Raw genomic sequence first — 13,817 nt, 5'->3', positions numbered from 1 at the left:
TCTTGCCCGGCGATCACCACCAGCGGTGTCCCCGACGCCTGGTAACGCATGGCAGCGTCGTAGATTGGCAGCTTTTCCCCGGTCGGCATATAAATTGTGTTGCCGCCTTCTTCGCCGCCGAGCATCTCGTTGCGAATGCGGATGTTGGCGAAGGTGCCGCGCATCATCACTTGATGGTTGCCGCGACGGGAACCGTAGGAGTTGAAGTCCCGCGGTTCCACCCCTTGCTCGCGCAAATAATGGCCGGCAGGGCTGTCAGCCTTGATGTTGCCGGCCGGGGAGATGTGGTCGGTGGTCACCGAATCGCCAAGCAGTGCGAGGACTTTCGCCCCTTCGACGTCCTTGACCACCGGCGCAGGGCCACCGATGTCATCGAAAAATGGCGGATGCTGGATATACGTCGAATCGTTGTTCCAGACATAAGTCGCCGCCTGTGGCACTTCGATCGCCTGCCACTGCTCGTCGCCGGCAAACACTTCGGCGTACTCCTTGTGGAACATGGCGGTGTTCACCTGAGTTACCGCGTCGGCGATTTCTTTGGTGCTTGGCCAAATGTCTCGCAGATAAACCGGGTGACCGTCCTTGTCGTTGCCCAATGGCTCGCTGCTGATGTCGATGCGTACCGTCCCGGCCAACGCATAGGCGACGACCAGAGGCGGGGAGGCCAGCCAGTTGGTTTTCACCAGCGGATGCACGCGACCTTCAAAGTTGCGGTTGCCCGAGAGCACCGAGGCAACCGTCAAGTCGGCTTTCTGAATGGCTTTTTCGATCGGCTCCGGCAACGGCCCGGAGTTGCCGATGCAGGTGGTGCAGCCATAACCGACTAGCGCAAAACCGAGTTCCTCAAGGTATTGGGTCAGGCCCGCTGCCTTGTAGTAGTCGGTGACCACTTTCGAACCGGGAGCCAGCGAACTCTTGACCCATGGTTTGCGCTTCAGGCCTTTCTCCACGGCTTTCTTCGCTACCAGCCCGGCCGCCATCATCACGCTGGGGTTGGAGGTGTTGGTGCAGGAGGTGATCGCGGCGATCACCACCGCACCGTTTTTCAGCCGATAAGTACTCCCTTCGTGGTGGTAATCCGCTTCGCCGATCAGATCGGCGTTACCCACCGCGACGCCACCGCCACCCTCACTTTCGAGGCGACCTTCTTCCTTGCTGGGCGGTTTGAATTGCAGGCCGAGAAAGTCAGTGAACGCTTGCCCGACATTCGGCAACGAGACGCGGTCCTGCGGGCGTTTTGGCCCGGCGAGGCTGGCTTCGACGCTGCCCATGTCCAAGGCCAGGCTGTCGGTGAACTCCGGCTCCTTGCCGGGCAGGCGCCACAGGCCCTGGATCTTGCTGTAGGCCTCCACCAGTTTCACGGTTTGCGGGGTGCGGCCGGACAGGCGCAAATACTCCAGTGTCACCTCGTCCACGGGGAAGAAGCCGCAGGTGGCACCATACTCCGGGGCCATGTTGGCGATGGTGGCGCGGTCGGCCAGCGGCAGGTCGGAGAGGCCGTCGCCGTAGAACTCGACGAATTTCCCGACCACACCTTTCTTGCGCAGCATCTGGGTGACGGTCAGCACCAGATCGGTGGCGGTAATGCCTTCCTTGAGCTTGCCGGTGAGTTTGAAACCGATCACTTCCGGAATCAGCATCGACACCGGTTGGCCGAGCATCGCTGCTTCCGCTTCGATCCCGCCGACGCCCCAGCCGAGCACGCCGAGGCCGTTGATCATGGTGGTGTGAGAGTCGGTGCCAACCAGGGTGTCGGGGAAGGCATAGGTGCGACCGTCCTCGTCCTTGGTCCAGACCGTGCGGCCCAGATACTCGAGGTTGACCTGGTGGCAAATGCCGGTGCCCGGTGGCACCACGCTGAAATTGTTAAAGGCGCTCTGACCCCAGCGCAGGAAGGCGTAACGCTCGTGGTTGCGCTGCATTTCGATGTCGACGTTTTGTCCGAAGGCGCTTGCACTGGCGTATTTGTCGACCATCACCGAGTGGTCGATCACCAGGTCCACCGGCGACAGCGGATTGATTCGCTGCGGGTCGCCGCCGGCCTTGGCCATGGCGGCGCGCATGGCGGCCAGGTCGACCACGGCGGGGACGCCGGTAAAGTCCTGCATTAATACCCGCGCCGGGCGGTACTGGATTTCGCGATCGGAGCGACGCTCCTTGAGCCAGGCGGCAATCGCCTTGAGATCAGCGTCGGTGACGGTTTTTTCGTCCTCCCAGCGCAGCAGGTTTTCCAGCAACACTTTCAACGACATCGGCAGCTTGTCCAGATCGCCCAGGCTTTTGGCGGCTTCGGGCAGGCTGAAATAGTGATAGGTCTTGTCGTCGACTTGTAAGGTTTTAAGGGTTTTCAGGCTATCGAGGGACGGCATTGAAATGACTCCTTTAAATCCGCACGGCTACGGACTGACGGGAAGGACAGAGCTCTAAACCTAGCCCTGTTTATACGTTAAGGCTAATAACTGGACTCTACGGGCAAGTCCAAGGTTCCGATCTCGGCTATCATGCGCCGGTTTTCGTGACAGGCTTTGCTTCAACGCAAGTCTGGGCATCGCGCAGTGGCTGAATTTCTCGCCATCTGCCCAGGAGTAAGAATGAACACCCTCTTTATGCATTGCCGGCCGGGCTTCGAAAGCGAAGTCTGTTCCGAGATTTCCGAACATGCCGCGCGGCTGAACGTGGCCGGTTATGCCAAGGCCAAGACCGCCAGCGCCTGCGCCGAATTTATCTGCACCGAAGAAGACGGCGCCGAGCGCCTGATGCGTGGCCAGCGCTTCGCCGATCTGATCTTCCCGCGCCAGTGGGCTCGCGGGATCTTCATCGATCTGCCGGAAACCGACCGTATCAGCGTGATCCTCGCGCACATGGCGGATTTCCCTCTGTGCGGCAGCCTGTGGCTGGAAATGGTCGACACCAACGATGGCAAGGAACTGTCGAACTTCTGCAAGAAATTCGAAGGCCACCTGCGCAAGGCGCTGATGGCGGCCGGCAAACTGGTGGAAGACGCCCACAAGCCACGCCTGCTGCTGACCTTCAAGAGTGGCCGCGAAGTGTTCATGGGCCTGGCGGAATCGAACAATTCGGCGATGTGGCCAATGGGTATTCCACGCCTGAAATTCCCGCGTGAAGCGCCGAGCCGTTCGACCCTCAAGCTGGAAGAGGCCTGGCACCATTTCATCCCTCGGGATCAGTGGGACGAGCGCCTGCACAGCGACATGACCGGTGTCGACCTCGGCGCCGCACCCGGTGGCTGGACCTGGCAACTGGTCAACCGCGGCATGCTGGTGACCGCCATCGACAACGGCCCGATGGCCGAAAGCCTGATGGACACCGGTTTGGTGCAGCATTTGATGGCTGACGGTTTCACCTTCAAGCCCAAGCAACCGGTGGACTGGATGGTCTGCGACATCGTCGAGAAACCGGCGCGCAACGCGGCGATGCTGGAAGAATGGATCGGCGATGGGCATTGCCGGGAAGCAGTGGTCAACCTCAAGCTGCCGATGAAGCAGCGATATGCCGAAGTGAAGCGCTTGCTGGAACGTATTGCCGACGGGTTCAAGGCGCGGGGCATTCGGGTCGAGATCGGCTGTAAGCAGCTGTATCACGACCGTGAGGAAGTGACCTGCCACCTTCGCCGGCTCGACGTAAAGAAACCCAAGTCCCGTTAAGCTACACCACCCCCCTGTAGGAGCGAGGCTTGCCCGCGAAGGCTGCAGCGCGGTCCCATAGATACACCGCAGCGCGGCCTTCGCGGGCAAGCCTCGCTCCTACAGGGCGGCGGCGTTCTGCCACAGGTGACCGAACACCCGGCAATGCGCGACAATGCCGGCAAGTTTCAGGAGTAAACCATGAGTGAAATGATCGATACGCCGGTCGACGGCACCCTCGACGCCACTGGCCTCAATTGCCCGGAACCGGTGATGATGCTGCACCAGCACATCCGAGATCTGGTGCCAGGCGGCCTGCTGAAGGTGATCGCCACCGACCCGTCGACCCGTCGCGACATTCCGAAGTTTTGCGTGTTTCTCGACCACGAACTGGTCGCGCAGCATGAAGAGGCAGGCACCTACCTCTACTGGATCCGCAAGAAACTCGCTTAACCCGCTGAACGACTGATGCGGATCCGCTTGCGTGCACTGCGCGTCAGGCGGATCGACAGCATCAGCGCCGCGCAACTCAAGCCTACGATCAAACCCTGCCACAGCCCGCTCGGGCCGCTCGGTGCACCGAGCCAGTCGGTCAGGCCCAAGGCGTAACCCACCGGCAAACCAATCCCCCAGTACGCGAACAGCGTCAGGATCATCGTCACCCGCGTGTCCTGATAGCCACGCAGTGCGCCTGCCGCCGTCACCTGGATCGCATCGGAAAACTGGAACAGCGCCGAATACACGATCAGCATCGCGGCCACCTGAATCACTGTCGGGTCGGCGGTGTAAATCGCAGCGATGGGTTCGCGCAGCAACAACATCATGCTCGCCGACAGGCACGCATAAGCCAGGGCAGTGCCCATGCCGACACCGGCGGCGAAGCGGGCTTCGCGTGGTTCCTCACGGCCCAGTGCCTGGCCGACACGCACGGTCACGGCCATGCCCAGGGAGTAGGGGATCATGAACACCAGCGAGCTGAAGTTCAGCGCAATCTGGTGCCCGGCGACCACGGTGGCGCCGAGGCTGCCGATCAGCAGGGCGATCACGGCGAAGATGCTCGACTCGGCGAACACCGCGATACCGATTGGCAGGCCGATGCCCAGCAGACGCTTGATCACCGACCACTGCGGCCAGTCGAAACGGCTGAACAACTGGCTCGACTGATAGGCCGGCGCCCAGCGCTCCCAGCCGGCCATGCCCAACGCCATCACCCACATCACGATCGCCGTGGCCCAGCCGCAGCCGACCCCGCCCATGGCCGGCACACCAAAGTGGCCGTAGATGAAGATGTAATTGAGTGGAATGTTCAGCGCCAGCCCGCACAGGCCAAGGACCATGGCCGGGCGGGTGCGACCCAGGCCATCACTGAAACAGCGCAGCACGTGATAGAGCGCGACGGCGGGCAGGCCGCTGGCGATGCCGTGCAGATACTGCATGCATGGGCCGATCAGCTCGGGGTCGACCTTCATGATGTGCAGGATCGGTTCGGCGCTGAACAGCATGCCGGTCGCCATCAAACCCACCACCAGCGCCAACCACAACGCCTGGCGTACGATCGGGCCGATCTCGCTGTGCGTGCCGGCGCCGAAGCGCTGAGCGACTTTCGGGGTGGTGGCCAGCAGTGTGCCGGTCATCAGCAGAAACACCGGCACCCAGATCGAGTTACCCAGCGCGACGGCCGCCAGATCTCGAGGCCCGACCCGGCCGGCCATCACCGCATCGACGAAGCCCATAGCGGTGGTCGCCAGTTGCGCGATCATGATCGGCAACGCCAGGCCAAGCAGGTTTTTCAGCTCCAGGCGAACCCGGGCCGGGCGATTGAGGGAAATAGCGGCTGGGTGGTCAGTCACGGAATTCAAGGGCGAAACGTCCAGAAGATTTTGATGCGCAAGGCGGCGCATTCTACGCCTTGACGCAGTGGTCAGGAAAAGTTCTGTGTTAGGGATTTGTAATCAGCTTGTTTCGACATTCCTGTGGCGAGGGAGCTTGCTCCCGCTGGGCTGCGTAGCAGCCCCAAAATCAGCAACCCATTTCCTTCAGGCACACCGCGGCATCAGTCTTTACGACTGCTTCGCAGCCGGACGGGAGCAAGCTCCCTCGCCACAGGGCCCGTGTTGCCCTTCACATCAATACGAACAATGCCCGCTGGCCCATCACGGTCATCTACGCCTAAACTGCCGATCCGCCAAAGGAGCCTGCCATGTTGATTGTTGCCGACGAAAATATCCCGCTGCTCGATGCCTTCTTCGCAGGTTTCGGTGAAATCCGCCGGGTGCCGGGACGTGCCATCGACCGCGCCACTGTCGAGCAGGCCGATGTGCTGTTGGTGCGGTCGGTGACCAACGTCAACCGCGCATTACTTGAAGGCAGCAAGGTACGCTTTGTCGGCACCTGCACCATCGGCACTGATCACCTGGATCTGGATTACTTGCAACAGGCCGGCATTACCTGGTCCAGCGCCCCAGGCTGCAATGCCCGGGGTGTGGTCGATTACGTGCTGGGCAGTCTGTTGACCCTGGCCGAAATCGAAGGTACCGACCTGACTCAACGCACCTACGGTGTGGTCGGTGCCGGTGAAGTGGGCGGGCGGCTGGTCAAGGTTCTGCAAGGTCTGGGCTGGAACGTGCTGGTCTGCGATCCCCCAAGGCAAGCGGCCGAAGGGGGCGATTACGTCAGCCTCGAGCAGATCATCGAGCAATGCGACGTCATCAGTCTGCACACTCCGCTGGACAAGCAAGGCCCACAGGCGACCTGGCATCTGTTCGATAAAACCCGCTTGAATCAACTCAAGCCCGGCACTTGGCTGATCAACGCCAGTCGTGGCCCGGTCATCGACAATGCCGCTCTGCGCCAGGTGCTGTTGGAACGTGAAGACCTGCAAGCGGTGCTGGATGTCTGGGAGGGGGAGCCTGAGGTCGATGTGGCATTGGCCGAGTTGTGTGTGCTGGCGACGCCGCACATCGCGGGTTACAGCCTCGACGGCAGACAGCGCGGGACGGCGCAGATCTATCAGGCGCTTTGTGAGTTCCTTGGGCAACCGGAACAGGTCCACCTGAACGATTTGCTGCCGGCACCGTGGTTGTCGGCGGTGACGTTGAACGCCGACAGCGATCCAGCCTGGGCGCTGGCGATGTTGTGCCGTGGCGTATACGACCCACGCCGTGACGATGCGAATTTCCGTCGCAGCCTTGTAGGCAATGTGAGCGAGCAGCGTGCGGCGTTCGATGCACTGCGCAAGCATTACCCGCTACGGCGTGAGATCGATGGGTTGAAGGTGCGGATCGAGGGGGATTCGCCAGCGTTGCAGCGGATCGTGGCGGCGTTGGGGGCTTCGGCTGTCTGAGTACCGCGTTGGCCTTATCGCGGGCAAGCCACGCTCCCACAGGTCATGCGTCAATTTTGAAATCGCGGTAATCCTGTGGGAACGGGCTTGCCCGCGATAGGGCGCGCAGCACCCTCAAAAGGCACCCATAAAAAACCCGGCTAAAAGAGCCGGGTCAAGAAGACGGTGGCTACATCACTCTTGTTCGGCAGGCTTGACCAATCGCTTCTCCAGTTCGCGGCAAGCGTCCTGGATCATGTTTTCAGTGATCGGTACTTCGTGCCCATCCTTATCAATAATCGAGCAACCCAGAGACTGGTCTGGCTGCGTGCGGATCACTGGAATCTTGTCATCGCTGCTGTTTTGCAAGGACATGGCCTGTCTCCTCATCAGGTTGTGTGCTTACTGTAGAACCGCCAGGTGACCGGGCTGTGACAACTCCCTGCGATCTTTCAGGTCGGCATCTTCAGTCCATCAGAAATACCCTGACGTTTCCACCCGGACTTTAGACCAATAATCTCTAGCCACTAGTCTTGGCGGTCATAATTAACCTGACTCATTATGATTTACCGCGTTCAATCCCGTTGGGCGGTGTAGGCTTGGTCGAGTTAAAGCCATTGGTTGCGCCATCGGATGATCTTCATGCTCTCTTCCCGTCACCGCCGCGCCATTCGTCTGGCCAGCCGTTTCCTCGCGCCTTATCGCTGGCCGGCCTTGGGGGCCTTGCTGGCGTTGATCGTCACTGCCGGCATCACCTTGTCCATGGGGCAGGGGATTCGCCTGTTGGTGGACCAGGGTTTCATGACCCAGTCGCCGCATTTGCTCAACCGATCCATCGGTGTGTTCATGCTGCTGGTGGTCGGTCTGGCGATTGGCACCTTTGCGCGGTTTTACCTGGTGTCGTGGATCGGCGAGCGCGTCGTCGCCGACATCCGCCGACGGGTGTTCAACCATCTGGTCTACCTGCATCCGGGGTTCTATGAAGACAACCGCAGCTCCGAGATCCAGTCGCGGCTGACCGCCGACACCACGCTGTTGCAATCGGTAATCGGCTCTTCGCTGTCGCTGTTCCTGCGTAATGGGCTGATGGTGATCGGCGGGATAGTCTTGCTGTTTATCACCAACCCCAAACTCACCAGCATCGTGGTGGTCGCGTTGCCGCTGGTGGTCGCGCCGATCCTGATTTTTGGTCGCCGGGTGCGCACCCTGTCGCGTCTGAGCCAAGACCGGATTGCCGATATCGGCAGCTATGTCTCTGAAACCCTGAGTCAGATCAAAACCGTGCAGGCCTACAACCATCAGGTTCAGGACGAGCAGCGTTTTGCCACGACCGTGGAAGAGGCGTTCAACACTGCCCGCAAGCGCATCTTCCAGCGAGCCTGGTTGATTACCCTGGTGATCCTGCTGGTGTTGGGCGCGGTCGGGGTGATGCTCTGGGTCGGGGGCATGGATGTCATCGCCGGCCGGATTTCCGCGGGCGAGCTGGCAGCGTTTGTCTTTTACAGCCTGATCGTCGGCGGTGCCTTCGGCACGTTGAGTGAAGTGATTGGTGAACTGCAGCGAGCGGCGGGGGCGGCGGAGCGGATTGCCGAGTTGTTACGCTCGGAAAACATCATCCAGCCACCGACCCAGGGCCTGGTGACTTTGCCTGAACGGGTAAAGGGCGATCTGGTACTGCACGATGTGCGCTTTTCCTACCCGTCGCGTCCGCAAAGCTATGCTGTCGATGGTTTGAATCTGACGATCAACGCCGGCGAAACCCTGGCATTGGTCGGACCGTCCGGTGCTGGCAAGTCGACGGTGTATGACCTGCTGTTGCGCTTTTACGACCCAGCCGAAGGACGCATCCTGCTGGACGGTGTGCCGCTGACCCAACTCGATCCTCTGGACCTGCGTCGCTGCTTCGCCCTTGTCTCGCAAACCCCGGCGTTGTTCTTCGGCAGTATCGAAGAGAACATTCGCTACGGTCACCCGACGGCGACGTTGGCCCAAGTCCAGGAAGCCGCGAAAATCGCCTACGCCCACGACTTCATCGAGCAAATGCCCAACGGCTACCAGACTCACCTCGGCGACGCGGGTCTCGGTTTATCCGGCGGGCAACGCCAACGCCTGGCCATCGCCCGGGCGCTACTGGTGGACGCGCCGATCCTGCTGCTGGACGAAGCCACCAGCGCCCTTGACGCCCAAAGCGAGCACCTGATCCAGCAAGCCCTGCCCAGCCTGATGAAAAACCGCACCACGCTGGTCATCGCCCATCGGTTAGCCACAGTGAAAAACGCTGACAGGATCGCGGTGATGGACCAAGGAAAACTGGTGGCAGTGGGGACGCATCAGGAGTTGATTGCAAGTAATGCACTGTATGCACGGCTGGCGGCGTTGCAGTTCAATGACGGCAAAGTCGAAACCGATCTGCGAGCGTAGACACTGTTGGTTCGGGACGATCTTTTCGATTCCCATCAAAGAAGAGCGACCCAGTAACCGATCAAGTAGCGAAATTGCTTCGGGCTCTCGAAGGGATCGGTCCGGTGAAAATCAGTGAGTGCTTTGAGCTGCAAACAAAAATGCCCGCCTTGAAAGAGGCGGGCATTTTTTACAGCGACGGAAAAAGATCGCAGCCTGCGACAGCGCCTACAGATTATTGATCGTCGAAATACCGCTCATGCCAATCCACCAGCGGCTGTGGTGAGTTGAGCTTCTGGCCGTAGATCACCGAGTACGACAGCACGTTTTGCACGTACTGTCGGGTTTCGTCGAACGGGATGCTTTCCACCCACACATCGAAGCTCAGGTGATCGGCGCCACGCAGCCATTGACGTACGCGGCCGGGGCCGGCGTTGTAGGCGGCGGAGGCGAGGACACGGTTGCCATTGAACTGGCTGTGGACCTGGCTCAGGTAAGCGGCGCCGAGCTGGATGTTCTTGTCTGGATCGAACACTTGCTGCGGCGATGCGAGGGGAATGTTGAACTTGCGCGCGGTTTCCTTGGCGGTGCCGGGCATCAGTTGCATCAGGCCGCTAGCACCGACGCCGGAGCGTGCATCGGCCATGAAAGCGCTTTCCTGGCGGGTGATGGCGAATACCCAACTCGAATGCAGGCCACGGACCTTGGCTTCACGGACCAGGGTTTCGCGGTGGGCCATCGGGAAGCGAATATCCAGGTCGTCCCAGTATTTCGCCTGACTGATGGTGCGGATCGCCGGGAAATACCATTTCAGGTCGTAAGCCAGTTTCGCCTGGGCGACCATTTCGTCACGGCTGAAGTGCCGGCTGACGTGGTACCACTCGCGACGACCGTCGACGATCTGCCCGCGGGCATGGAATTCCAGGGCGCGTCGGACGCCCGGAGTATTGCGCACCTTGTTGATCAGCGCCTGGCTGAGTACCAGCGGTTTGTTGTTCAGCGAATAAGGGGATTGAGAGCGATCAGCCGCCAGGAAACCGTAGAAGTCGCGCTCGCGAGCCAGGCCCTTATACAGCGTCTGCGCTTGCGGATTCTGTGGCTGCGCCAGCTCCAGGCTGCGAGCTTGCCAGTAACGCCAGCGGTTGGTGGTGGCCAAGTCCTGAGGCAGGCGGCGGGTCAGCTCATAGGCATCGTCCCAACGGGCCAGGCGCAACAGCAGGCGTAAACGCCATTCGGAAACGGTGTTGTCCCGCAGCTCCGGGTCGTATTTGGTCATTACGTCCAGCGCGCGGCTGTCGAAACGTCGAGCGAGGGTCAGCCCGATTTCCCGGGCAATCGCGACTTTTTCGTCGCGGGAGAAGTGCATGCTGCTGGCGTAACCGTCGAGCAGGGCCATGGCCTTGTCCGGATCCTGACGGGCCAGGCGGCGCAGGCCGAGGCTGACGATGTCGGACATCGGTTCATCCGCCGGGGTGAAGCGCGACGGCTGATTGAGCAGCTCGGGTTTCTGCGCCACATCCACCAGCAATCGACCGCGCGGGGCGAGTGTCGTCAGGCCATTGATCAGGCTGTTGGCCAGCGGATAGTTGCGTGCCTGGGCGGCGAGCTTGGTGCGTTCCCAGCGTTTCTGTTCAGTCAGTTGACCATCGGCGGCCCACATGCCGAACACAGCATCGCAAGCGTCGGGTTGTGTTTTACCGGTCAGCCAGAGTTTATCGGCGTTGGCGTAGCCTTCAGCCTTGCGGTTATGGCTGATCTGATACTGCGCGTTCAGGCAGTCCAGCTCGGTGAAATTGAGCTTGGGGTCATAATATTTAACGAAGGTTGCCCAATCGCCGCGTTCGGTCAGCCAGCGCAGCCAGCGTAACTTCATCCAGTTGGCTTGGGGCAGGTCACCGTGTTCGGCGAGGAATTTCTCGATTTCGGCGTTGCTTGCGGTTTTCAGGCGTGCGGTCAGTTCGTCATAAGCCAGATAGGGCTCCAGCGGATAATCGCTCAGAGCCTGGCTGTAACGGAAATAAGGTCCGGAATCGCCTTTGGCCAAGGCGCGCTTGGCTTCATCGTAGTACTGGCGTTGGGTGGACAGGTCCACCGCCTGGGCGGATTGAGCGGCAGCGGCTGTAAGAAGCAAACACGAAAAAAGATTGAAAAGGCGACTGCGCATGAGACGTCCGGGCAGAGAAATCATGACAAGTGCCGGCGAGAGCGGCACTGAATTGTCTGTAGCTTAGCCTTTTGCCAGCAGCGGGCGAAAGCTTTGCCGAGCTGTCGGCACAAGTTCGCAACAATTGTTGTGCAGAGTGCTTCGACATTGAAATTGCCGGCCTTCTGAAGCCTCAAGTCAGGTAGAATGCGCGCCCGGTTTTTGGAGAAGCTCATGACCCTGCTCAAATTCAGCGATGTGTCCCTTGCTTTCGGCGCTATGCCGTTGTTGGACAAGGTGTCCTGGCAGATCGCCCGTGGTGAGCGGGTGTGCATCATCGGCCGCAACGGCACTGGAAAGTCCAGCATGATGAAGCTCGTCAAGGGCGACCAGAAGCCTGATGACGGCTCTGTTTGGCGCGCACCTGGCCTGAAAATTGGCGAATTGCCGCAAGAATTGCCGGTAGCCGACGAGCGGACCGTGTTCGACGTGGTTGCCGAAGGCCTGGACGGTGTTGGCGAGCTGCTCGCGCAGTATCACCACCTGAGCCAGAATATCGTCACCGACGCCGACCTGGACAAGCTGATGCACGTCCAGCACGACCTCGAAGCCCGCGACGGCTGGCGCTTGCAGCAATTGGTCGATAGCACCTTGAGCCGCTTGCAACTGCCGGCCGACAAGACCCTCGCCGAATTGTCCGGCGGCTGGCGTCGCCGCGTCCTGCTGGCTCAGGCCCTGGTTTCCGAACCGGATCTGCTGTTGCTCGACGAACCGACCAACCACTTGGACATTGGCGCCATTGCCTGGCTCGAAGAAGCGCTGAAGGATTTCCAGGGCGCCGTGCTGTTCATCACGCACGACCGTTCATTCCTGCAGAACCTTGCGACCCGCATCCTGGAACTGGATCGTGGCGGTCTGATCGACTGGAACGGCGACTACGCCAGTTTCCTCGTGCACAAAGAGGCGACTCTGGCTGCTGAAGAAACTGCCAATGCGCTGTTCGACAAGAAACTGGCCCAGGAAGAAGTCTGGATCCGCCAGGGCATCAAGGCTCGCCGCACCCGTAACGAAGGCCGCGTCCGCGCCCTGAAAGCCCTGCGCGTTGAGCGTAGCGAGCGTCGTGAGCGCACCGGCAAGGCCAACATTCAGCTGGACACTGCTGACAAGTCCGGCAAGCAGGTGATGGTCCTCGAGAACGTGAGCTTCGCTCATCCGGGTGGCCCGTTCCTGATCAAGGATTTCTCGATGGTCCTGACGCGCGGCGACCGTATCGGTCTGCTTGGCGCCAACGGTACCGGCAAGACCACGCTGCTGAAACTGATGCTCAGCGGTCTGCAACCGACCAGCGGCAAAGTGGAAGAGGGGACGCGCATCGACGTGGCCTACTTCGACCAGTTGCGCCATCAGTTGGACCTGGAAAAGACCGTGATCGACAACGTGGCCGAAGGTCGCGACTTTATCGATATCGATGGTCAGAGCCGCCATGTGCTGAGCTACCTCGGCGACTTCCTGTTCAGCCCGCAGCGTGCCCGCACGCCGGTCAAGGCGCTGTCCGGTGGTGAGCGTGCCCGTCTGTTGCTGGCCAAACTGTTCAGTAAGCCGGCGAACCTGCTGGTACTCGACGAACCGACCAACGACCTGGACGTGGAAACCCTCGAGTTGCTGGAAGAGGTCCTGTTGACCTTCAACGGTACTGTCCTGATGGTCAGCCACGACCGGGCATTCCTCGACAACGTGGTCACCAGCACCCTGGTCTTCGAAGGCGAGGGCAAGGTTCGCGAATACGTCGGTGGTTATCAGGACTGGCTGCGTCAGGGCGGCTCGCCGCGCCTGTTGGGCGTGACCGAGAGCAAGTCCGGCAAGGCCGACCTGAACTCGGCTGTCGTCACTGCTGAACCAGCGCCAGTCGCTGCGGTAGTAGAGGCGCCGGTGGCAAAGAAGAAGCTCAGCTACAAGTTGCAGCGTGAGCTGGAAATGTTGCCGAGTCAGATCGAAGCCATGGAGCAGCAGATCGCGGTGGTTGAAGCGCAGATGGCGGATGCCGGTTTCTATCAGCGCCCTGCTACGGAGACAGCAGCAGTGATCACTCAGTTGGAGCAGTTGCAGGCTGAACTCGACGTGATGGTCGAGCGCTGGGCCGAGCTGGATGCCTGATTGATCCGGCGATAAAAAAGCCCGGCGTTCAGTGATGAGCGCCGGGCTTTTCGTATGAAATGCGATCTACTGGCCGACATAGATTCACTGTGGGAGCGGGCTTGCTCGCGAAGGCTGCTTAACATTCAACAAAGATGTCGACTGTCACGCCGCT

The 13,817-nt window shown here is 60.5% G+C and carries 9 protein-coding genes; 5 read left to right on the top strand and 4 right to left on the bottom strand.

From position 1 onward, the window contains the following. Positions 1-2,369: aconitate hydratase AcnA (gene acnA / locus PMI18_RS00485; RefSeq protein WP_007907808.1), on the bottom strand; the 2,369-nt coding region annotated here is incomplete at its 3' end. 222 nt (positions 2,370-2,591) lie between these two features. Here acnA and rlmM point away from each other — a divergent pair. Continuing rightward, positions 2,592-3,665: a 23S rRNA (cytidine(2498)-2'-O)-methyltransferase RlmM gene (gene rlmM / locus PMI18_RS00490; protein WP_007907807.1), complete on the top strand. Its 1,074-nt coding sequence runs from the start codon at positions 2,592-2,594 to the stop codon at positions 3,663-3,665. A gap of 180 nt (positions 3,666-3,845) precedes the next feature. Continuing rightward, positions 3,846-4,097, top strand: a complete 252-nt coding sequence (gene tusA, locus PMI18_RS00495) for a sulfurtransferase TusA (RefSeq protein WP_007907805.1) — start codon at positions 3,846-3,848, stop codon at positions 4,095-4,097. Here the strand turns inward: tusA and PMI18_RS00500 are convergent. Beyond that, on the bottom strand, positions 4,094-5,503 hold the full coding sequence (locus PMI18_RS00500) for an MATE family efflux transporter (protein ID WP_033036920.1): 1,410 nt from the start codon (positions 5,501-5,503) through the stop codon (positions 4,094-4,096). The genes tusA and PMI18_RS00500 overlap by 4 nt on opposite strands. A gap of 341 nt (positions 5,504-5,844) precedes the next feature. Here PMI18_RS00500 and pdxB point away from each other — a divergent pair, with 341 nt between their 5' ends. Then, a complete protein-coding gene (gene pdxB / locus PMI18_RS00505; RefSeq protein WP_007907799.1) occupies positions 5,845-6,987 on the top strand; it encodes a 4-phosphoerythronate dehydrogenase PdxB in 1,143 nt (380 codons plus the stop codon). A 174-nt stretch (positions 6,988-7,161) separates the two neighbouring features. On the opposite strand, the gene PMI18_RS00510 is transcribed toward pdxB, so the two are convergent. Beyond that, the gene (locus PMI18_RS00510) at positions 7,162-7,341 is read right to left on the bottom strand and encodes a PA1571 family protein (protein WP_007907798.1); all 180 of its coding nucleotides are present in this window, start codon (positions 7,339-7,341) and stop codon (positions 7,162-7,164) included. Between the two features lie 258 nt (positions 7,342-7,599). On the opposite strand from PMI18_RS00510, the gene PMI18_RS00515 reads away from it, so the two are divergent. Next, on the top strand, positions 7,600-9,387 hold the full coding sequence (locus tag PMI18_RS00515) for an ABC transporter transmembrane domain-containing protein (protein WP_162131380.1): 1,788 nt from the start codon (positions 7,600-7,602) through the stop codon (positions 9,385-9,387). Between the two features lie 214 nt (positions 9,388-9,601). Here the strand turns inward: PMI18_RS00515 and PMI18_RS00520 are convergent, their stop codons facing one another. Further along, positions 9,602-11,530, bottom strand: a complete 1,929-nt coding sequence (locus PMI18_RS00520; protein ID WP_007907794.1) for a transglycosylase SLT domain-containing protein — start codon at positions 11,528-11,530, stop codon at positions 9,602-9,604. A 213-nt stretch (positions 11,531-11,743) separates the two neighbouring features. Between PMI18_RS00520 and PMI18_RS00525 the strand changes: the two genes are divergently transcribed. Continuing rightward, entirely contained in the window at positions 11,744-13,663 is a 1,920-nt protein-coding gene (locus tag PMI18_RS00525; RefSeq protein WP_007907792.1) for an ATP-binding cassette domain-containing protein, read from the top strand. Positions 13,664-13,817: the final 154 nt, after the last annotated feature.

Source organism: Pseudomonas sp. GM102 (assembly GCF_000282555.1).
GTDB lineage: Bacteria > Pseudomonadota > Gammaproteobacteria > Pseudomonadales > Pseudomonadaceae > Aquipseudomonas.
This window is presented reverse-complemented; position numbering and strand designations above follow the sequence as displayed.

Bases quoted from the DNA above. Each gene is read 5' to 3' on its own strand.
- PMI18_RS00510 (WP_007907798.1), bottom strand. From the start codon at position 7,341: ATGTCCTTGCAAAACAGCAGCGATGACAAGATTCCAGTGATCCGCACG.
- PMI18_RS00520 (WP_007907794.1), bottom strand. From the start codon at position 11,530: ATGCGCAGTCGCCTTTTCAATCTTTTTTCGTGTTTGCTTCTTACAGCC.
- PMI18_RS00515 (WP_162131380.1), top strand. From the start codon at position 7,600: ATGATCTTCATGCTCTCTTCCCGTCACCGCCGCGCCATTCGTCTGGCC.
- rlmM (WP_007907807.1), top strand. From the start codon at position 2,592: ATGAACACCCTCTTTATGCATTGCCGGCCGGGCTTCGAAAGCGAAGTC.
- tusA (WP_007907805.1), top strand. From the start codon at position 3,846: ATGAGTGAAATGATCGATACGCCGGTCGACGGCACCCTCGACGCCACT.
- pdxB (WP_007907799.1), top strand. From the start codon at position 5,845: ATGTTGATTGTTGCCGACGAAAATATCCCGCTGCTCGATGCCTTCTTC.
- PMI18_RS00525 (WP_007907792.1), top strand. From the start codon at position 11,744: ATGACCCTGCTCAAATTCAGCGATGTGTCCCTTGCTTTCGGCGCTATG.